This window comes from Marinoscillum pacificum (assembly GCF_024714495.1).
Taxonomy (GTDB): domain Bacteria; phylum Bacteroidota; class Bacteroidia; order Cytophagales; family Cyclobacteriaceae; genus Marinoscillum; species Marinoscillum pacificum.
In genome coordinates this window covers 306,004-326,550 of sequence record NZ_JAMZMJ010000006.1, presented here as the reverse complement: position 1 = coordinate 326,550, position 20,547 = coordinate 306,004, and the positions used below count along the sequence as shown (strand labels likewise).

The 20,547-nt window shown below is 41.3% G+C and carries 16 protein-coding genes; 9 read left to right on the top strand and 7 right to left on the bottom strand.

The genetic code is table 11. The features are described 5' to 3' along the window. Window positions 1-33: 33 nt before the first annotated feature. Genes NXS00_RS16000 through NXS00_RS15990 form a run of 3 tightly spaced genes read left to right on the top strand, consistent with a single transcriptional unit; the run spans window position 34 to window position 3,911 of the window. Window positions 34-372 (top strand): PadR family transcriptional regulator, encoded by a 339-nt coding sequence (locus NXS00_RS16000; RefSeq protein ID WP_258100249.1) that lies wholly within the window; start codon window positions 34-36, stop codon window positions 370-372. After that, on the top strand, window positions 372-2,972 hold the full coding sequence (locus NXS00_RS15995; protein ID WP_258100248.1) for an ABC transporter permease: 2,601 nt from the start codon (window positions 372-374) through the stop codon (window positions 2,970-2,972). Before NXS00_RS16000 ends, NXS00_RS15995 begins: the two co-directional genes overlap by 1 nt. A 60-nt stretch (window positions 2,973-3,032) precedes the next feature. Then, entirely contained in the window at window positions 3,033-3,911 is an 879-nt protein-coding gene (locus NXS00_RS15990; RefSeq protein ID WP_258100247.1) for a pirin family protein, read from the top strand. Here NXS00_RS15990 and NXS00_RS15985 read toward each other — a convergent pair. Next, window positions 3,906-4,874: an endonuclease/exonuclease/phosphatase family protein gene (locus tag NXS00_RS15985; RefSeq protein ID WP_258100246.1), complete on the bottom strand. Its 969-nt coding sequence runs from the start codon at window positions 4,872-4,874 to the stop codon at window positions 3,906-3,908. The genes NXS00_RS15990 and NXS00_RS15985 overlap by 6 nt on opposite strands. Before the next feature lie 291 nt (window positions 4,875-5,165). On the opposite strand from NXS00_RS15985, the gene NXS00_RS15980 reads away from it, so the two are divergent. The 4 genes from NXS00_RS15980 to NXS00_RS15965 are packed head-to-tail and all read left to right on the top strand — an operon-like array spanning window position 5,166 to window position 10,650. Further along, complete coding sequence (locus NXS00_RS15980; RefSeq protein WP_258100245.1) at window positions 5,166-7,538, top strand: TonB-dependent receptor; 2,373 nt, start codon at window positions 5,166-5,168, stop codon at window positions 7,536-7,538. 6 nt (window positions 7,539-7,544) lie between these two features. Next, complete coding sequence (locus NXS00_RS15975) at window positions 7,545-8,660, top strand: DUF4249 domain-containing protein (protein ID WP_258100244.1); 1,116 nt, start codon at window positions 7,545-7,547, stop codon at window positions 8,658-8,660. A gap of 11 nt (window positions 8,661-8,671) precedes the next feature. Beyond that, entirely contained in the window at window positions 8,672-9,871 is a 1,200-nt protein-coding gene (locus NXS00_RS15970) for an MFS transporter (RefSeq protein ID WP_258100243.1), read from the top strand. Window positions 9,872-9,930: 59 nt separating this feature from the next. Then, window positions 9,931-10,650, top strand: a complete 720-nt coding sequence (locus NXS00_RS15965) for a hypothetical protein (protein WP_258100242.1) — start codon at window positions 9,931-9,933, stop codon at window positions 10,648-10,650. Here NXS00_RS15965 and pdxR read toward each other — a convergent pair. Next, window positions 10,644-12,086: a MocR-like pyridoxine biosynthesis transcription factor PdxR gene (gene pdxR, locus NXS00_RS15960; RefSeq protein WP_258100241.1), complete on the bottom strand. Its 1,443-nt coding sequence runs from the start codon at window positions 12,084-12,086 to the stop codon at window positions 10,644-10,646. The genes NXS00_RS15965 and pdxR overlap by 7 nt on opposite strands. A gap of 80 nt (window positions 12,087-12,166) precedes the next feature. Here pdxR and NXS00_RS15955 point away from each other — a divergent pair, with 80 nt between their 5' ends. Beyond that, a complete protein-coding gene (locus tag NXS00_RS15955) occupies window positions 12,167-12,802 on the top strand; it encodes a pyridoxamine 5'-phosphate oxidase family protein (RefSeq protein ID WP_258100240.1) in 636 nt (211 codons plus the stop codon). Window positions 12,803-12,856: 54 nt separating this feature from the next. Next, a complete protein-coding gene (locus NXS00_RS15950; protein ID WP_258100239.1) occupies window positions 12,857-13,393 on the top strand; it encodes a Uma2 family endonuclease in 537 nt (178 codons plus the stop codon). Window positions 13,394-13,469: 76 nt separating this feature from the next. Here NXS00_RS15950 and mnmC2 read toward each other — a convergent pair whose 3' ends face one another. From mnmC2 to NXS00_RS15925, 5 genes are all read right to left on the bottom strand, one after another. Further along, the gene (gene mnmC2 / locus NXS00_RS15945; RefSeq protein ID WP_258100238.1) at window positions 13,470-14,144 is read right to left on the bottom strand and encodes a tRNA (5-methylaminomethyl-2-thiouridine)(34)-methyltransferase MnmC2; all 675 of its coding nucleotides are present in this window, start codon (window positions 14,142-14,144) and stop codon (window positions 13,470-13,472) included. A 78-nt stretch (window positions 14,145-14,222) separates the two neighbouring features. Next, window positions 14,223-17,366, bottom strand: a complete 3,144-nt coding sequence (locus tag NXS00_RS15940; RefSeq protein WP_258100237.1) for an efflux RND transporter permease subunit — start codon at window positions 17,364-17,366, stop codon at window positions 14,223-14,225. Window positions 17,367-17,404: 38 nt separating this feature from the next. Further along, window positions 17,405-18,505, bottom strand: a complete 1,101-nt coding sequence (locus NXS00_RS15935) for an efflux RND transporter periplasmic adaptor subunit (RefSeq protein WP_258100236.1) — start codon at window positions 18,503-18,505, stop codon at window positions 17,405-17,407. A 24-nt stretch (window positions 18,506-18,529) separates the two neighbouring features. Continuing rightward, window positions 18,530-19,858 carry a TolC family protein gene (locus NXS00_RS15930; RefSeq protein WP_258100235.1) on the bottom strand — a complete coding sequence of 443 codons (1,329 nt, stop codon included), beginning with the start codon at window positions 19,856-19,858 and terminating at the stop codon, window positions 18,530-18,532. Between the two features lie 28 nt (window positions 19,859-19,886). After that, a complete protein-coding gene (locus NXS00_RS15925; protein ID WP_258100234.1) occupies window positions 19,887-20,519 on the bottom strand; it encodes a TetR/AcrR family transcriptional regulator in 633 nt (210 codons plus the stop codon). Between the last annotated feature and the right edge of the window lie 28 nt (window positions 20,520-20,547).

Here is a 20,547-nt window from a genome sequence, read left to right as displayed (position 1 = left end):
TTCACGTTTGTATAACAAATATAATCGTTGAATATGAGCAAAGGAGAGCATTTAGGAGAGTTAGAAGAGCTGATATTACTCACTGTTGGTTCACTAAATAATGAAGCCTACGGGGTATCTATTATGGATGAAATAAAAAAATTATCCGGTAGAGATCTCAATGTAAGTGCCGTACATGCGGTCTTAAAGCGACTAGAAACCAAAGGCTATCTCAATAGCTGGATGGGTGGTGCTACTCAAGAACGAGGCGGCAGACGCAAGCGATATTTTTCTTTAACCGCATCGGGAAAAAGTGTACTCGACTACTCGATGAGTTACAGAATGAAGCTTTATAATAACATTCCGGACATTTCATTCAAATTCTCCTTCTGATGATTAATCCTCCGCAATGGGCTCAGCGATTTTTAAAGTGGTATTGTAATCCTCAACTACTGGAAGAAATAGAGGGTGACATCTACGAACTATTCGACAGGCGAATTGATGAAAAAGGACCATCATTCGCCAGGAAGCGGTTCGCTTGGGATGTGATCCGATTCTGTAGGTGGTCCAATATCAAAAGGTCAAAAACGTACAATCAAAGATCAAACTCAATAATTATGATTAGCAATTACCTACAAGTCGGGTTTCGGAACATAACCCGAAACTGGCTAACCTCCAGTATCAACATACTCGGACTCGCACTAGCATTAGGCTGTCTCATTACGCTATTCATCTTCATAGACATGCAGCAAAACATGGACCGCTACCACAGCAATGCTGCTAACATTTACCAGATTGTCAATAAGGTTCGAAACGATGATGGTAACCTAAGCACCTGGGGAGATTCTCCAATCGAATTAGGGCCTACAATCCTCGCAAACCATCCTCAGGCCGTAGACATCTTTCGCATCGAACATCAAACTGCCAATGTCAAATATGAAGACAAAGTGTTCCAGGAAAACCTAAACTTTGTTGATCCAGGATATCTTGACAATCTTGATTATGGCTTTTTAAGCGGAGATCATAAGACTCTAGAGAATAGGGATCATGTAGTGATCTCCTATTATATGGCGGAAAAATACTTTGCCGATGAAGATCCTATAGGCAAGCAGATCACCATGAAGTTTTACAACTCAAAGGTGAAAACCTTTACGATAGGAGCTGTATTAGACAAGTATCGATACAATACCAGCATTCGGTTAGACTTTATGATCCCCATGGCCAATTTCGAGGAAATAGGTATGGCCAAAAAGCTTGACTGGGCTTACCTTACCGACGCAACGTTTGTGGTATTGCAGGATGGCACGGATCCCAACGAGTTCAAATCAGAACTCTTACAATACATAGAAGTCCAAAACTCTTTTGACCCAGAATGGATTATAGAAGATTTTGAATTGATATCGCTCAATGAGCTCTCACAGCGAAACTTTGAAATCAACAGTCCGGTGGCTGGTAGCTCCCACCCTTCTGGTAGAATTGCTCTTGGTGTCATTGCCGTTTTGTTGACTCTTTTAGCATGTTTCAACTACATGAACATTTCTGTTGCCTCATCTACCAAACGTCTCAAAGAAATTGCCTTGAGAAAAGTAATGGGAAGTAACCGAAGCGGAATTGCGATACAGTTTCTATTCGAAAACCTCCTGCAAGTGATTATCGCCATCCTTTTGGGCTGTATCATTTCTTATTTTCTTTTTATGCCAGGGTTTAATAGCGTCCTTCCTTTCACAATTCCATTCAAGTTTGCTTCCATCTATACAATGATTGCTTTCTTTTTAGGCATCTTCCTTTTTGTGGGAATTATTTCTAGCCTTTACCCATCGTTGTACGTTTCCAAATTTCAACCGGTCAGCATATTTAAAGGAAAGACACGCTTTGGGAGCAAAAACCTGTTCAGCAAAATACTTCTGGGCTTCCAGCTGACCGTGGCGTTTATCACAGTGGTCTCAGGTTTCTTGTTTGCTTACAATGCCATGCATCTCAAAAATACTGCGTGGGGCTATAATGCGGAAGATATTTTAAGCGTAAGGGTAAATGATCAATCACAATTCTCTGCTTTAAGAGAATTTGCCGATCACCATCCTGATGTAGCACAAATGATCGGAGCCAGTGACAATTTCACTCAAGATTATGGAGCATACTCCGTCAAATATCTTGAAAATGACATACGCTCTATAGTTCTTGGAGCTGCTCCTGAATATGCTCAATTAATGCAATTAAAACTCATAGAAGGACGGTTTGCTAATCGTGATTTGGAAGATGAGTCCAATATGGAGGTAATCATCAACGAACAAATGGTATCCAAACTCAATCTTTCTGATCCACTTGGAAAGCGTATTTCCATCGATAGCGACATATACACGATTGTTGGAGTTGTAGAAGACTTCCAGTATCATCTTTGGATCGCTTATGAGCCATTATTGCCAGCTATGATCTGTGTTAATCCTAAAGAGGAATATCATTATGCCATTTTTAAATCCACTCCAGGAACTATTAATCGATTAGATGCCTCTGTAAAGGAATATTGGTCAAATATAGCACCAAATGATCCGTATGATCGAGTGATTCAAATGGATGCCTATGATGAATACCTAAGAGAAATGGATAGCAATATTATGATCATCGGCTTTATTTCTTTGATCGCTGTGGTGCTCGCGAGTTTAGGTCTCTTTGGACTACTCTCATTTAATATCCAAAGCAGACTCAAAGAATTCAGCGTGAGAAAAATCCTTGGTGCTGAGCTGTTGCAAATCATTACAGTAGCTTCCCGACAATATTTTTGGATAGTGATTATTGCTTTCTTTCTTGGTGCCCCTCTAGGTTATTTCTTAATTAACCAAATGATAGTAAGCATCTATCCAGACCCTGCTCCTGCCAGTGCTACTCCTTTTATTGTAGCCATTTTAATCATGGTGCTCACGCTATCATTAAGCATTATCGGGCAATTGCTAAAAGCTGGAAAAGTGAATCCAGTAGAAAATCTACGTCATGAATAATCACGGGAACATTGCTTTGACTGATTGGGTTATTTAACTTAATCAGTCAAAGTATTCCTTATGTCCAATTCAGATTTAATCATTGAAGAAAGAAGCCGAGATATTGGCGACTTTATGGTAGGCCGTCTCATTCCATTCCGCAAAAAGCGTATGGTGGGACCATTCATATTCATTGATCACATGGGGCCAAGCAAAATTGGACCTGGGAGCTATCTGGATGTTGATGTTCATCCACACATTGGTCTGTCCACATTGACGTTTTTACTGGATGGAGAAATCGTACATCAGGATAGTCTGGGCACCAATAAGAAGATTGTTCCCGGCTCGGTTAACTGGATGGTAGCAGGAAAAGGGGTTACGCATACAGAACGAACCCCAGAAAGCATGCGAGATGGTCAAACTTATGGACTGCATGGCTATCAAATCTGGGTAGCACTTCCTAAGGAGCTGGAGTTTATGGAGCCAGAGTTTCACCATCTGGATAAATCGGAACTTCCTTCCTGGACAGATGGAACCGCAGAATTTGTGCTAGTTGCTGGTAAAGGGTTTGGCAAAGAATCTCCTCTTCCTGTTCATTCGGAGCTCTTCATGGTAGAGATCAAAACAACTGAAGACTACACGTTGGAAATCAATAGCCAACTGGAAGGAGAAATCGGTATTTGTATAGTAGAAGGATCCATCCAAGCATGTGAGCATTCACTGGATGCGGGCAATATGTTGGTTTCTAAAACGGATAATGCTTGTAACCTGACCATGAAAGCTGGAACTCACATTTTCTTGTTTGGAGGAAAACCATTTCCTGAGGAACGATACATTTCCTGGAACTGGGTAGCTACCGAAAAAGAAACATTGGCTCAGGCTAAACAGGACTGGATCGATAAAAAATACCCGAAAGTCCCAGGAGATGATAGCTATGTGCCATTTCCTGGAAAATCATGATTCTACAGCCAAATCCACATAAATAGGCAGGTGATCAGAACCAGAATTTCGCAAGCATCGCATTCGGTTGAGTTTAAAATGGCTGGAACAAAAGACATGATCCAATGGCCATCTCAAGAGTGGGTAATTCGCATGGAATGTACTATACATGCCTCTACCTCTTCTTGGATCGAATAAGCCAGATTGCTCTACAAAATTTTCGGTGGTATAACTCCAGGCTACATCATTAAGGTCACCTGCCACCACTACAGGGCAATCCAATTCTCGCACTTCTTCAGCTACTTTTGCCAGCTCTTTATCTCTGGCTGTAGAGCGTGGATTCTCATTGGGAACTGGAGGTTCCGGGTGTACCGCGTAAAAAGTAATATCACAGCACTCGTGCTCCAAGACGCATCTTATTGACGGTATTCCATCCTTTATCAAATACCTTAAGTCATAAGACTTGATTGGTAGTTTTGTGAACAACAACATGCCATAAGTATTATCAATTGGGCAAAGTATTTGATTTGGAAACTTCTCGTCCAGCGCTTCCTTCAATCGATCTTTCCACCAATCGTCAGTCTCCACAAACACCATCACATCTGAATCAAATCGAGTCACCTCGCCAATCAACTTGTGGTGTTTACGATTGTATTGATAAACATTGCTGACAACAAATCGGATATTAGGTTTTTCAGGGTCTTTATTGCCTTTCAGGTGTCGTGGAGCAAATGGCGTAAAAGGAAATATCTGATAGCTCAAATAGACGAAGATGCCCATTTGCCCAGCAAACACTCTTGTCATCCAAACATCATTGGTATAAAACAAGTAAACGATTGTCGCTACCATCAATATACCTGTGATCCACCACTTCTGATATCGTGGAAACTCAAAAATTCTAAACACCCAATAATCATTTCTAATCAATGGTAGAATGATAGCAATCAGCAATAGGCCGGAAAAAATGTATAAAACGGTATCCAATAGAGTTGATGTTAAAAAATATACCAACTACCTAACTAGAAAACCTCGTAGGTTGTTTGAAACAAGCCATTTTTATCCAAATGACGAGAATAAAAGAAAAAACTTCTGACGATTGTGGGGGTATTGGCCGATTTAGTTTCCCTACACATGGTGCTATGCGAAGAATGTTGGTGAATTTGGATTATTATTTCAATGGAAAAGAAATGATAACACGAATTTTATCTCAAATTATAAAACCTCTTTGCATTCAGCCCGTTTTTTACGGAGATCAATCAAAAACCTCAAACTAAATTGAAAAAAATTCATCTCGCCGGCCTGTTCATTGGGTTTATCACATTTTTTGCCCAGGCACAGGAAAAAATCACGCTAAGTGGATACGTCAAGGACGCAGAAAATGGTGAAACGCTAATTGGAGCCACAGTGCTCATCAAAGAACTCAACAGTGGTAATATCACCAACGTGTATGGGTTCTATTCCATAACAGTACCTCCAGGTCAATATACCGTGGACTTTCGTTATGTGGGGTATGAAACCATCACCAAGTCTATCAATTTAACTTCTAACCAACGTGTAGATGTGGAGTTGGGAGCAGGTAGTCAACAACTACAAGAAGTAGTGGTAAGCGCAAAAGCTGAAGATGCCAATGTTTCTGAAGTAGCCATGAGCACACAGGAAATGGACATCAAGACGATTGAAAAAATACCTGCTTTCCTGGGAGAAGTTGATGTAATCAAGAGTATTCAATTGCTACCCGGCGTTTCCTCAGTTGGTGAAGGAGCTTCAGGATTCAATGTCCGCGGGGGAAGCGTTGGTCAAAACTTAATTCTTTTGGACGAGGCCCCGGTTTATAATTCTTCTCACTTATTGGGATTCTTTTCGGTATTCAATCCTGATGCAGTGAAGGACGTCAAGTTGTATAAAGGAGGCATTCCAGCGCAATATGGAGGTCGAATATCATCAGTACTTGATGTACGAATGAAGGAAGGAAATAGCAAACGCTATGCTGTATCTGGTGGTGTCGGCACCATTTTTAGCCGACTTGCAGTAGAGGGACCACTGGTAAAAGACAAGGCATCATTCATCATTGCCGGAAGAAGATCTTATGCCGACCTTTTGTTCAAACCATTTGTTGAAGAGCTTCGAGACGGTGCTCAGCTTTACTTCTATGATCTAACGCTTAAAACCAACTACACCTTCAATGAAAAGAACAGATTATTCTTGTCAGGATATTTGGGTAGAGACGTCTTTCTTTTTGATGGAACACAAGGGTTCACCTGGGGAAACAAAACAGCAACTCTCCGTTGGAACCATCTTTTCAATGATCAGCTATTTTCCAATGTGACCTTATTGGTGAGTGACTATGATTACACACTTAAGTTTGGAGAGGATGAAGAAGACCTGTTTGAGTGGAATTCCAATATCATCTCTTACCAGTTTAAACCAGAGTTCAGTTACTTTCTTAATACCAACAGTGAGTTGAAGTTTGGTGCTGATGCGATACTTTATCGATTTGTTCCAGCAGATGCAAGAGGAGTTAGTGTTGGAGAGGAGATAGATATTAGCCTTCAGGAACAACGTGCTTTAGAAGCTTCTACCTACTTAGGTCTGGAGCAAAAAATGGGCAACTTAACAATTCAGCCAGGTCTGCGTCTTTCCAACTTCAATTACCTTGGCGGACCAGATATTTACACCTATGGTGACACCATTCCTGGTCGCAAAAAACCTGTTGAATCAATAGAATCATCAAGCCGTGGAGAAATCATTGAAAGCTACTACAATCTAGAACCACGACTTGGCTTAAAATACCAGCTTAGCCCAGTGTCTTCTGTAAAAGCGAGCTACAACAGAATGTCACAGTATCTACATCTCATTTCCAATACTACAGCTTCTAATCCACTGGATCTTTGGACGTCAACAACAAACAATATCCAGCCACAAATTGGCCATCAGATTGCTTTTGGTTATTTCCGCAACTTCAAAAATAATGCTTATGAAGCATCGATTGAGGTTTATGGGAAACACAATAAAAACCAAATTGACTACATCGATGGAGCCCAGTTGTTCTTCAATCCTGAATTGGAAGGGGAGCTGTTATCTGGTAATGGAAGGGCTTATGGCGTAGAACTTTATGTGAAAAAGAACAAAGGGAAGTTTACTGGTTGGGTAAGTTACACCTTAGGTCGTTCAGAACTCAAAATAGACGGTATCGGAGATGATGACTGGTATCCTACACGATTCGATCAATTGCATAATCTGACATTCGCTGCATTCTACGACCTCAATGAGCAATGGACACTTTCCAGTAATCTAAGTGCAATTAGTGGAACACCGTTTACTTCACCTAATGGTAGATATGAGATCCAAGGTTACGTAGCGCCAACGGTTGACACGAGAAACGCAGGACGTGTACCAGTTACTCACCGTTTGGACTTGTCTGCTACCTGGACATTCAAAAAAATAAAACCAAATGGCAAAGAGCGAAAGGGTGAACCATCATTGGTATTTACCGCATACAATTCTTACATGCGCAAAAACCCATTCACGATTTATTTCAGGCAACAGCAAGAGCGACCAGAAAACGATGAGCCAATTACTACAGAAGCGGTTCAGGTCTCCATATTTGCCACCCTTATCCCAGGTATCTCTTACAACTTTAAGTTTTAATCAGCCATGAAATTCAAGTACTTAATTCTAATAATCGTTATAGCTGGCTTAGCATCTTGTGAGAGAATAGTAGATGTAAAAGTCAACGAAGTGGACGCCTACTTAGTGGTAGACGCCTGGTTAAGTCGTACACCAGAAGATCAGGTGATCAGACTGACTACTACCCAGCCGTATTTTGACAATTCCTTCACTCCTGGCGTATCTGGAGCTGAAGTTCGATTAACAGATAATTCAGGCAACGAATTTATCTTCCAGGATCAAGGTGATGGAAACTATGCATACGCTTCAACTGATACTTTCGGTGTAGTGGGTGAAACGTATAATTTGGAAATCCTTTGGGAAGGGAATACTTATTCATCATCCACTATGCTACCGCGAAAAGTTTTGATAGACAGTTTGGTGTACAATACTCTGGATGAAGATGAGCCTGAGGAAGATTACTATGCAGAGTTTTTCGGAAGAGATCCTGACGGAATAGGTGATGCCTATTGGCTAAAAGCCTATAAAAACGGGAAGTATCTGAATAAACCTAGTGAGATCTATACGTTCGATGATGAGTCTTTCTCAAATGATTCTGGAGAAGGTATACCATTCATTTTCCCGATTAGAATATTACCAAACTCTTCTGAACAAGACATCAATAGAAAATACTTGCCATTGTATCGATTTGAAGAGCGATTTAACCTAGATGGAAATGAAATAGCTGATTTTTATGGATCCAAAGCAGTTATCGAGGGCGATCAATTAAGAATTGTGTTTGACGATAGTAAGGGTATGGATCCGCTTGCTGGTGGAATAGAATATATTCCGCTGGATGGAGCACCTTATTACGTTCGTTATTCTGAAATCAATGGGGAAGCCGTGGAAGTAATTAAAAAACCTGATTCACTGTATTTAGAATTGCATTCTATATCAACAGATGCATACTTTTTCTTAAGCAGGTTGCAGCAAGAAACCGATAGACCGTCGGGATTTGGAGCACTGTTCTCCACACCTCCATCAGATCTACCAACCAATATTGTTTGTTCAGATCCTGATGTTCCAGTTGTAGGCTTTTTTAACATTTCAAGTGTTAGTACATTCGGGCAAACACTCACTCCAGAGGTTGCAAGAATTGACTAGAAAATAATGATATGAAGTCCGTCATTCGGCTGTATAAAAATGCGTTTGGCGGACTTTCACCTGCTGCCTGGATGCTCGCTTTGGTTATTTTCATTAACCGAAGCGGCACTATGGTTATTCCTTTTCTTAGTGTTTATCTCACCTCATCGCTCGGATTTACTTTAGTAGAGACTGGCTGGGTAATGGGAGCTTTTGGTCTGGGAGCTATTGTTGGTTCTTTTCTCGGAGGTACGCTTACGGACAAGATTGGCAACTTCAAGATTCAGACTTTTAGCTTAATCGGCGGAGGAATCATGTTCTTTGCCTTATCTCAAGTTAAGGACTTTTATCCCCTCACCATTTTCATTTTCTGTGTAAGTGTGATTACAGAAATGATGCGTCCAGCAAACCAGATTTCGGTGGCATCTTATGCCAAACCTGAGAACGTAACCAGAGCTTTCAGTCTCAATAGAATGGCCATTAACTTGGGGTTCTCTTTTGGGCCTGCACTTGGCGGGTTGCTGGCAGCTATCTCTTACGACTCCTTGTTCATTGCCGATGGTGTGACCTGTATCAGTGCTGGATTGGTGTTTTTCTTTTATTTCCGAAAAAAGCAGCCCAATAAAAACACACCAAAACCGGTAGAAGAAGAAACTCCGGACAAAAGCGTTTGGAAAGACTATTCCTTTTTGGGTTTCATAGTCCTCGTCATGTGCTTTGCCATGATGTTTTTCCAATTATTTACTACCTGGCCGATTTATCATCGCGAGCATTTTATGCTCTCCGAACAAGAAATTGGGCTTTTACTAGGCCTCAATGGATTCATTGTCTTCTTCGTTGAGATGATTCTGGTTTATAAGATTGGAGACAAAATTCCGATTCATAAACTCATTGTTTTTGGAACCCTCCTCAATGGTCTGGCTTTTATCTGTCTCTACACAATCGATGCAAAAATAGGACTTTACATTGCCTGTGTGATCATCAGTTTTGCAGAGATTTTTGCGATGCCTTTCATGGTGACTCACACGGTCAACAGGAGCGGCAAGAAAAACAAAGGAGCTTACATGGGCCTTTATTCTGTAGGTTTCGCCAGTGCGTTTATGTTTGCTCCATTGGTCGGAACAAATCTCATTTCAAGTTTTGGATTTCACCAAACCTGGTTATTTACTGGATTCTTTGGCGTTTTTGTGGCTCTTGGGTTCTATCTGTTACTGAAAAATTCTAAGCGATAAGTCAAGAGTGGCGCAGTTATTGTGCCTGAATAGGCATGAAGCCTTCTATTTACACCTTGATGATAGCAGTCTTAACAAGCTGCACCGCCCAGTATGTGCCACTAGACTATGACACCAGTCTCAACAACAATCAAACTTTTATAGAGGTAGATGGAGTTGCCTACACTATGGAGTTTGTCTCATCAAATGATGATCTGGTGACCTTTTGGCTTCATATTGATAACCAAAGTGAGGACACGGTTTATCTTGGTGATAAGGCTACAATGGCTTACAGCAGTCCAGACTTTGAAGCGGAAAACACCAATATAGTAGCAGAAGGAGCTCTTGGGCCAGATGACGTAGAGTTCTTCTACAGAGAGAAAGTACGCAATGCCAACACCATGGCTGTAGCGGCAGTCATTTTCGGTGCGGCCTTAATAGTCGCGGATGCTGCAGCAGATAATCGTGATTCGAAAAAAGAATACTGGTCAAAAAAAGATGAAAGACGCTATCAAAGCAGAAATGCATTAACTGATTTCGGCGTATTTACTGCGGACATGCTAGTTTCCTCCGCAGGAGAACAGAAATACACTGCGAAAGAAGAGCTTCGATACTTACCAGGTGAGTTATTCCGTAAGAAATCTATTTCCCCTGGCTTCTCGCATGATGGTAAACTAGTCTTTAAGAACAATGTCTTATACAAATATTATCGAGTCAAGCTTCTTGCCAATGACTACACCTTAAACTTCGATTTTCGAAAGGCAAAAAGTGAAGAGAAACAAGTCCTACGAGGTTATTGATGGATAAGATCTTTTAAAATACCGACACTAATTTCCAATTCTTCTTCTGTGCTGGAGGCATATCCCAACCTGGTCGCGTTGATTGACTTTCCTTGTATTTGTTCACCACTGGTAATAAATAGATTCCGCTTTAACGCTCGTTCATAAAGCTTCTTCAGATCAATGTCATGATTGAACTGCGTCCATACGGACATCCCTCCTTTCGGAACATCAAACTTCATGTAATTAGTTAGTTCATCTTGAAGTAAGTGGGTAAACACATCTCTTCGCTCCTGATAGATACGTCTGCTTTTTTTCAAGTGTCTCTGAATAATTCCCAGCTTCAATAACTCAGCAATTGCCAATTCTAATATGGCATCTCCTTGTCGATCAATCATTCGTCTTATTCTGGACAAATAATCTATTTGATTGGCATTGGCTACCAAATAGCCTACTCGAAACACCGGTGAAATGGCTTTGGTAAAAGAGCCTGCATACAGGACAAAATCCCCATGATCAGCAGATGCCAATGGCATTACCGGATGTGCTGAATAAAAGAAATCATAGTCATAATCATCTTCGAATACATAAAACTGATGTGTTCTAGCCAGCTGTATCAACTTCAACCGTCGTGAAGCGGGCATGATGACTGTTGTCGGGTACTGATGATGCGGAGTAGTATAGACCATTTTGATGTCATGTTCGGAGCAGAGCTGCTCCAGGTGATCAATATCTAAACCCTCCTCATCCACTTTTACTTTGATCAGCTCCATGCCGTGATAAAGAAAATTTGCATTCGCTGACTCCCAGTTCAGCTCACCTACCGCCACTTTATCTCCAGGTTTTAAAAACCCATTGATACACAGATACATTGCTTGAGTTACTCCACGTGTGATGATAATTTGATCAGCTGTTACCTGAATGCCTCTTGTTTCATTTAAATAGGTACTTAGCTCCTGGCGCAGCAATAATTGGCCTTTGGTATCTCCATAAGTAAAGCGAGGGTAGAGATTGCCAGTAGTAACGCAAGACTTATACGCACGCATCAGCTCAGCAGTTGGTGCGAGTCTTGGATCAGGCAAACCATCATCCAAATGATATTTCTGGGTTGTTAAGTGAAGGTTTCTTTGAAGTACTTGTGGAATGGGCATCTCAGGTGCCCGAGGCAATTCCATGGATTCCTGGGTAAAGGACTGAGGAACGCTGGAAAGATTCTCTGCAACATACGTTCCTTTTCCAGGCTGTGTTTCCAGCCATCCTTCGATCACCAATTGATCAATCGCTGCAACTACTGTTTGCCGATGAATGCCTAATTCATCAGCTAAAGATCTTGACCCTGGCAGCTTGTATCCTGATTGAATAATCTGTCGCTGTATCAACTCTGTAATCTGGCTTGTCAGTTGCCTGTACAAGGGAACATCGCTTTTCGCATTCAATGCTAACAACTCTATCAACATACTGGACTAATCAATATTACAATACCGGACCAACTAATTAGTCCGTCAAGCTAGTACATTTGAATCAAATACAAAAAATCATGTCCAGACAAACTAAACGTAATACGCCAAGCCGAATGGCAAATCAGCGTGCTAAGTATGATGACGATACAATCTTCTCCATTCTGGATGAGGCCTTATTTTGTACCATTAGTTATGCTGAAAACAATGTGCCGGTCAGTATTCCACAGTCTTTTGTGCGAATAGGCAATCATGTGTATTTGCATGGATCGGTAGGATCACATTTCATGAGAACCATTACCGATGGACGCACAGTCTGCATCAGTGTGATGCTAGCTGACGAACTGGTCATCGCAAAAACAGCTTTTCATCATTCTGTGAATTATCGATCGGTAGTGATTTACGCGAAAGGAGAAGTGATTGAAGACGATGAATTGAAATATGAAGCCTTCAAGGAACTCACTGAAAAGATGGTACCGAATAGCTGGGATTATCTGAAGCCTATGAATAAGAAAGAAATGGCAAAAACCACTGGCATTCGATTTAGCCTGGAAGAAGCAGGAGCCAAAGTTCGTCAGGGCCCACCAAGCCATGAAGAAGATGAGATGGATTTACCGATATGGACGGGTTTAATTCCTATAAAGCCAGTGAGACACGCGCCTATTCCAGATGAACATGGAGTTAAGGTTGAGCTTCCAATTCACCTTAAGTTTTGAGTTCTTCGAAACAAATTCATTTATAAATGTGTATTTTTATATAAAACAAGAGCCATGCAAAAAGCTATTGATCATCCACCAAGAACAATCATGGAAGTTTTCCAGGGTTTACCTGAGGGTACACTAGCTGAGTTGATTGATAATCAAATTTATATGTCCCCCTCTCCGATATTCAAGCATCAAAAAATATTGCAAATACTTTTCAGAAAGTTGAGTAATGTGATTATCGACCAAAATAATGGAGAAGTATTAATGGCGCCATTTGATGTTTATTTGGATGAAACCAGCAATGCTGTTCAACCAGATATCGTTGTTGTGTTGGAAAAAAACTTATCGATTATTAATGAAAATGGTCATATCCATGGTGTTCCTGATTTGTTAGTTGAGGTGCTTTCACCTGGCAACAAAGACCATGACCTGATCAGAAAAAAAGATCTATACGAAAGATTTGGAGTAAAGGAATACTGGATTGCAGATCCGGATACGAATTTGGTTCTCGGTTATCAGCTAGTGAACAAATCATATGAAAAGATTCATGAAGAAATTGGCACATTTCAATCTCCTCTTCTTGATTTGTCTTTTTCATTTTAGATCTACAACCATAGACTAAACCAAAGTCAATGCGCCATAACTATTGAAGAGCAGTTGCAATAAATCTATTGTCTATTTACTTAAGTCCCCTCACCATTTCCTTTTTGCCCATGGCGCCTTTTAGGGTTTCTACTTCATAGCCAGCAGCAGCAAGGTTTCGCTTAAACTGTCCCTGAGCACAGTAGGTGGTGAGTCCTCCTCCTGGCTTGGTGAGATTAAAGCACTTTTGAATGTTATCCAAGCTCCAGACCTCCGCTTGTTTGCTTGGCGCAAAGGCATCGAAGAAGATTACATCAAATTCCTTTTTCAAATCAAAAGACTCGAGTGTCGTTTCATGTTTGCAAATGGTGAAGTATTCCGAAATATCCACTTCCTTGCCCCAATCACTATCATGCAAATGCAGCAACAAAGCATTGCCTTCTATGGTATCTCCATAGTTAAACTGACTGTACAGATCCTGAGGAACAGGAATTGGCTCGACTGTATGGAAACAAACAGGAATTCTATTTTTATTGGCAAATAAAGCCGCCAGGTAAGCATTTAATCCAGTCCCAAAACCAACCTCAAATACATCAATCTGCTCAATATCTGGTTGGTTAAGCTTCCAATCAAGTCCCATCTCGATAAAGACATATTTCGATTCCCCAAGTGCGCCATGGAATGAATGGTAGGTTTCATTCATGTCCTCACGCATTAAACTATGGGAGCCATCCTGGGTAGTTATGAGCTTGAGTTTCGGTTGCTTTTCCATCCTCACAAAGTTACATGAAGATAAATAAGGGAAGGAAATAAAAAAGGGCCCGTAAAAGGCCCTTCTTGATATTTAAAATTACGCTTCTGACGTCTCCACTTTTGGTTTATTTCTTGTCGCTATATTAGTGATGAGCACATAGAGTACCGGCACCACGAAGATGGCTAATGAACTAGCTGCCAACATACCACCAGCTACTGTCCAGCCTATGGTCTTTCTAGCTTCTGCACCTGCTCCAACAGAGAATGCCAACGGCAATACTCCCATGATGAAGGCAAGTGACGTCATGATAATTGGTCTAAGTCTCAAGCGAACCGCTTCAAGAGTTGCAGCAACGATTTCCATACCGCTATCCACACGTTCCTTGGCAAACTCCACAATCAAAATCGCATTCTTTGCTGAAAGCCCAATCAACGTGATCAATCCAATCTGCGCATAAATGTTATTGGTCAAATTTGGTAAGAACATCAAGGTAAGAATGGACCCAAATGCTCCAACCGGTACCGCAAACAATACAGAGAATGGTACTGACCAGCTCTCATAAAGAGCCACCAAAAACAGGAATACAAACACGATAGATACTGCAAAGATCATCACGGTACTGCTTCCGGCTTTGATTTCTTCCGCACTCATACCACTAAACTCATAGTCATATCCATTTGGCAGAACTTCAGCAGCCACTTCTCTGAGTGCTTCAATCGCCTGACCACTACTGTAACCTGGAGCAGCAGCACCAAGAATTTCAGCTGATCTATAAATGTTGTAGTGAGAGATAACCGCAGGAGTTTCGATCAAACGCGTGGTGATCAAAGCACTCAATGGCACCATTTCACCCATGCTATTTCTAACTCTATATTTACCAATGTCCTTGATATCACTTCTATAGGTCGTGTCCGCTTGAGTTACCACTCGGAAGTTTCTACCATAAATGTTGAAATCATTGACATAGCTACTAGCAAGCAATGTGGACATGGCACTGTATGCCTCCGCAACATTTACACCTAGTTTCTTCGCTTTCTCTTTATCCAAATCCACCTGGTAACTTGGTGTTTTGGTGGAGAAGAATGAATAAGCCATCGCAATTTCTGGACGTTGGTTTGCGGCAGCAAGAAACTGATACATGGTTCCTTCGAAAGCCTTGATGTCATCAGCACTTGTTGTTTGAAGTAACTCAAAAGTGAAACCAGATGACCTACCCAAACCTGGAATGGCCGGTGGAGCTACCACCAAAATCCTGGCTTCTTTGATATCAGCTGTTATTTGCTGAATCTGAGCCATGATTTGTGGTACACTCTCTGTTTCCAAATCCCGATCATTCCAATGCTTCAAATTCACGAAAAGTGTACCCGCATTAGACTTGTTGGAGAAGGTAAGAATGTTCAACCCAGCTAAACCTCCGACTACATTAACGGCAGGAATTGCCATGATTCGCTTCTGAAGTTCCAACTGCAATTCGATGTTTCTCTTCGTAGAGGTACCTTCCGGCATTTCGTAGGCCACATACATTCGCTTTTCATCCTCTGTTGGTACGAAACCCGTTGGTTTGGTTTGGAACATGTATACCAATCCTACTACCAAAACCACCATCATTACCAACACATATGGAGTCTTGCGTATCCAGGCATTCACTCCTTTGGTATAGGAATTAGAAACTTTATCAAACCACTTGTTGAATGCACCGAAGAATCGATCCAGGAAGTTTTTCTTACCAGAACCAGATGGCTTCAACAACATCATGCTCAAGGCAGGAGTCAAAGAAAGTGCAACGAATGCCGAGATAACTACAGAAATAGCAATGGTAATCGCAAACTGCTGATACAATCTGCCCACAATACCAGGAACAAATCCTACCGGTACGAATACCGCCGCAAGAATCAATGCAATCGCAATTACAGGGCCTGAAATTTCTTTCATTGCCTTTTTGGTTGCCTCCTTAGCCGACATCTTGTACGAATCGATGTTGTGCTGAATCGCCTCCACCACTACAATGGCATCATCCACCACAATACCAATGGCCAAAACGAAAGCAAACAATGTCAAGGTATTGATGGTAAATCCGAATGGAACGAAAAATATGAAAGTACCAATCAATGATACAGGGATCGCCAATACTGGAATCAAGGTTGCTCTCCAGTTCTGAAGGAACAAGAACACCACCAGAATCACCAATATCAAAGCTTCTACCAATGTATGAATCACCTCATCAATTGAAACTTCAACTACGGAAGTGGTTTCCAAAGGCACCAAATAATCCACGTCTTTCGGGAAACTAGCCTTTAACTGCTCCAATGCTTTTTCTACTCCCTGACTCGTTTCCAATGCATTGGCACTTGGCTCCAGGTAAAGCAACATAAAAGCAGATTCGTGCCCCATTACATATGGGTGATTTCCATAGTTGAACTTAGCCAACTCTACTCGAGCTAGGTCCTTCAGGTAAACCAGGTTACCAGTTTGTGGATTGCTTCGAACAATGATGTTCTCAAAGTCTTCCACAGAATTGATTCGGCTATTGCTAATGACATTGTATTCAAATACCTGATTATTTGGCTGTGGAGTACCACCAACTGTACCCGCTGACATTTGTAAGTTTTGCTCAGCCAACGCTGCATTTACTTCTGCAGGTGTCATTTTAAGAGCAGCTAACTTATCAGGGTTGAGCCATATCCTCATACCAAAATCATCACCAACAGAAGTAATGTCCCCTACTCCCTTTACACGGAGTAAGGCATCCTTCATGTAGATATTGGCATAGTTGCCCAGAAATGTCGCATCATGCGTACCATTTGGTGAGTAAAGCGCCAACGCCATGAAAATACTTGGATTACGCTTTCTTACTGTCAAACCAAGCCTTTTTACAATCTCAGGAAGAGATGGCTCAGCCACACTTACCCGGTTTTGTACGTCAAGCGTCGCAATATCAATATCAGTGCCCACATCAAAGGTCACCGTAACACTACTGGCTCCACTAGCGGTACTGTTACTAGACATGTAAGTCATGCCAGGAGTACCGTTAACCTGTGTTTCAATAGCTGTAGTGGTGGTTTGCTCAACTGTCTGAGCATCTGCACCTATATAATTTCCGGTAATCGCCACTGTAGGTGGAGTAATATCAGGGTATTGTGAGATCGGCAAAGTTGACATTGCAATCAACCCAACCAACACAATAACTACCGATATTACGATTGCCGTTTTAGGTCTTTTAATAAAAACGTCTGCAATCATTTATTTCTTGATTAAGAGTGTTTTAGTCTGTTCTTAAATTATTGGATAGTAATCTTTGCTCCTTCTCTTAGCTTCTGTACCCCTTCTACTACCACTGTTTGACCAGCTGATACGCCTGATTCAATGATCACATCTGTACCAATTTGTCTTCCTCTGATGACTTTTTGCTGTGATACTGTGTTATCGTCTTTTACCACATAAACAAAAAACTCACCTAGTTGCTCTGTTAAAGCTTTGAATGGAACTGTCAATGCACCGGAAATTTCATTGCTCACCTGAAGTGAGACTGACATTCCTGGACGCAAGGCTCCATCCGCATTGGAGAATTCTACTCGCGCTTTTATAGTGCCTGTTTGCTGATCAACAGCTCGGTCTATTAAGATTAATTTGCCAGTATAAGGATACTTCTCGCTTCCTATGGCTAGATGAAAAGCCGATTCTGCTTGCTTGTCTTTGTTTTTCAGCATCGACGTAAAAGCCATAATTTCACTTTGATCTAGTACAAACTCAACAGCCATTGGATCATCAGATGAAATCGTATTTAACAATGTCTGTCCTGGTGTCACAGCAGCTCCCAATCGAACCTGAGAAATACCAATGGTTCCATCAAATGGAGCTACAATTGTTGAATAGCGAACATTTGTTTGTGAACTACTTACTGCGGCCTTTGCAGCATCTACTTGCTTTACTGCTGCTTCATATGTCGCTTCTGCATAATCTACCTGTTGCTTGGCAATCGCATCCTTTTCATCCAATTGGCGATAGCGCTCTACGTCTTTTTTAGCTTTCTCAAGGTTTGCTTGCTGTACGCTTAAATTGGCCAAAGCCTGTTGATACGCCGCCTGTGTTTGTTGCTGGTCAATAGAGTAAAGTTTCTGACCTTTCTTTACCTCACCACCTTCTGTAAAATGAATACCTGTGATGTAACCACTCACCTGTGATCTAAGCTCCACTTCTTGCAACGCTTTTACTACAGCAGGATATTCATTGAAAAATTGCTTTGTTTGAGGTTGTACTTTTACAGCCGTAACCGCTATCGGTCCCGGAGCTGGACGACCACCTTGACCTGCACTGCCACAAGATGCCAAAATCACTGCTCCTATGATGATTAAGATATATTGTAATCGTTTAGATAACATTTGTTTCTGATTTTCTAATTAATGTTAGTTGATGGTTCCTAGTGCTCTCTCCACATCTATTTTACTTGCAAGTACCTGGTACAATGCATTGAAATAATTGATGCGGGTGGTTCTAAGATCTGTTTCCGCAATCGTCACATCCAGATAGGTTTTCACACCAGATTTATATTGCAGATTGATCAAGTCATAAACTTCTTGAGCTAGTTCTACATTCTCCTTTTGTGCTTGATAGTTGAAGAGATTGCTTTTGTAAACGGCAAGTGTTCGCTCGTATTCAGTATTCAATCGCTTGGTCAAGTCTTCCATTTGAACATCTAGCTGGGTTCTGGTCCATTTCTGCTCCTGAACCTTTGCAACACGCTTTCCGCCCTGAAATATTGGAAGACCCACTGACACTCCTACATAGGAATATGGATATCGAGTACTGTATAACTCACTCAATTGATCATTCTGATAATTGAAAGTGTAAGTACCAAACAGATTGACTGTAGGAACAAAAGCCCATTGACTATATTTCACATTGGCATCCTGGAGATGCTGTTGCGTCTTCAAGATTTTGTAATCAATGTGATTATCAGGACTTACTCCGGAAGCTGTATCCAATACTATGCGCTGCTCCATTTCACTTACTTCATAGACTAAAGGAAGATCCTGCTCCAATGGATAACCCATTAGCGTTTTCAGGTTTTTCTTTTTGTACTCCAGAAGTTCCTCATTGGATTTCAGCGCAGTTTTAGCGTTACTTAAAGCAATAGTTGCTCGTTGAAAATCGGTTTTATCCGACACTCCGCTTTCGTATCTGCTACGAGCATCCTTTAAACTTCTTTCCAGCCGTACTACTGATTCCTGACTTACCTCAATCTGCTGTTGGGTAGCCAGTACATCATAGTATGCCTTCGTTACATCAACTACAGTCGCGATTTTGGTCTTGGTAGTACTTTGCTCAGCCTGCATACGAACTGTTGAAGCAGTATTACTTGCTAGCAGCACGTCTCGGTTGAACAAATTCTGAGTAGCATTCAACTGGGCTGACGATGTATTGTCCACGCCAAATCGAATGACCTGACCACCGATTACACTGCTCTGTAGCTCAATGAATCGCTGATAATTGTATGTAAAATTGATCTGTGGATACCAATCCGCCAGTCTTCCTTTGATCGTCTTTTCAACGATCGTCTGGTTAACTTCAGCTTGTCTAAGAGCTGGTTGGTTTTCCAAAGCATAGGCAACTACCTTCTCCAAAGTAGCCTCCTGTATCGGATCTGTTTTGATCTGTGCACCACCGTAAAGTGGTATCACTGCCGTCCAAACACACCAAAAGGCGGTTTGGAGCCAGGTTGACTTCAAATTCATAAATTGTTGGTTGAAAGAATTTTCCTAGTTAGTTCACGGATGTAAAGACAGATTGGGGAGGTTCTTCTCCAAACACCGTGATGAAAATGGTTCGTTTTCGTTCTCTTAAGAAATCGTAATAGGCTTCATCTGTCATACCATGAATGGTTTTTAGAATCGGCTTTGCGAGCAATGGATAGTTGCACAATGAAACCAAATTGACCATGAAATCTTCAGCGGGGATGGGTGCAAGCTTCCCATTTTTTATTTCCGCTTCTAATTGGTCCCTAATTAAATCAACTGTCTTCGCCTTATGTTTCGAGCAAAACAGTTTTTCCTTATCCGGATGTCTGTTGATCTCGCTAATCACAAAGTTGGTAAAATAGGGATAGGTCAATCCAAGGTTAACTACAACGTCTATGTAGTTAGCAATTTTCTCTCGAAAAGGCTTATTTCCAGAAAGAGATTCAGTCACCTTCATCTTCTTTTCATTAAGCGCCTCTTCCAAAAGGATTTCCATCATTTGCTCGCGAGACCTGAAATAATAGTGAATGAGGGCACGGTTTACACCTGCCTCATCTGCGATCTCCTGGGTAGTAGCGTTTAAATAACCCTTTTGAAAGATTAAGACTTTCGCCTTTTCCTTGATCAATTCCTCGGTTTGTGCTGATGCACTGCTCATTTACAATTTTGTTTAACAATTTTGTTAA

Coding starts and splice junctions, on each gene's coding strand:
- NXS00_RS16000 (WP_258100249.1), top strand. CDS start 34: ATGAGCAAAGGAGAGCATTTAGGAGAGTTAGAAGAGCTGATATTACTC.
- NXS00_RS15995 (WP_258100248.1), top strand. CDS start 372: ATGATTAATCCTCCGCAATGGGCTCAGCGATTTTTAAAGTGGTATTGT.
- NXS00_RS15990 (WP_258100247.1), top strand. CDS start 3,033: ATGTCCAATTCAGATTTAATCATTGAAGAAAGAAGCCGAGATATTGGC.
- NXS00_RS15975 (WP_258100244.1), top strand. CDS start 7,545: ATGAAATTCAAGTACTTAATTCTAATAATCGTTATAGCTGGCTTAGCA.
- NXS00_RS15970 (WP_258100243.1), top strand. CDS start 8,672: ATGAAGTCCGTCATTCGGCTGTATAAAAATGCGTTTGGCGGACTTTCA.
- NXS00_RS15965 (WP_258100242.1), top strand. CDS start 9,931: ATGATAGCAGTCTTAACAAGCTGCACCGCCCAGTATGTGCCACTAGAC.
- pdxR (WP_258100241.1), bottom strand. CDS start 12,086: ATGTTGATAGAGTTGTTAGCATTGAATGCGAAAAGCGATGTTCCCTTG.
- NXS00_RS15955 (WP_258100240.1), top strand. CDS start 12,167: ATGTCCAGACAAACTAAACGTAATACGCCAAGCCGAATGGCAAATCAG.
- NXS00_RS15950 (WP_258100239.1), top strand. CDS start 12,857: ATGCAAAAAGCTATTGATCATCCACCAAGAACAATCATGGAAGTTTTC.
- mnmC2 (WP_258100238.1), bottom strand. CDS start 14,144: ATGGAAAAGCAACCGAAACTCAAGCTCATAACTACCCAGGATGGCTCC.
- NXS00_RS15940 (WP_258100237.1), bottom strand. CDS start 17,366: ATGATTGCAGACGTTTTTATTAAAAGACCTAAAACGGCAATCGTAATA.
- NXS00_RS15935 (WP_258100236.1), bottom strand. CDS start 18,505: ATGTTATCTAAACGATTACAATATATCTTAATCATCATAGGAGCAGTG.
- NXS00_RS15930 (WP_258100235.1), bottom strand. CDS start 19,858: ATGAATTTGAAGTCAACCTGGCTCCAAACCGCCTTTTGGTGTGTTTGG.
- NXS00_RS15925 (WP_258100234.1), bottom strand. CDS start 20,519: ATGAGCAGTGCATCAGCACAAACCGAGGAATTGATCAAGGAAAAGGCG.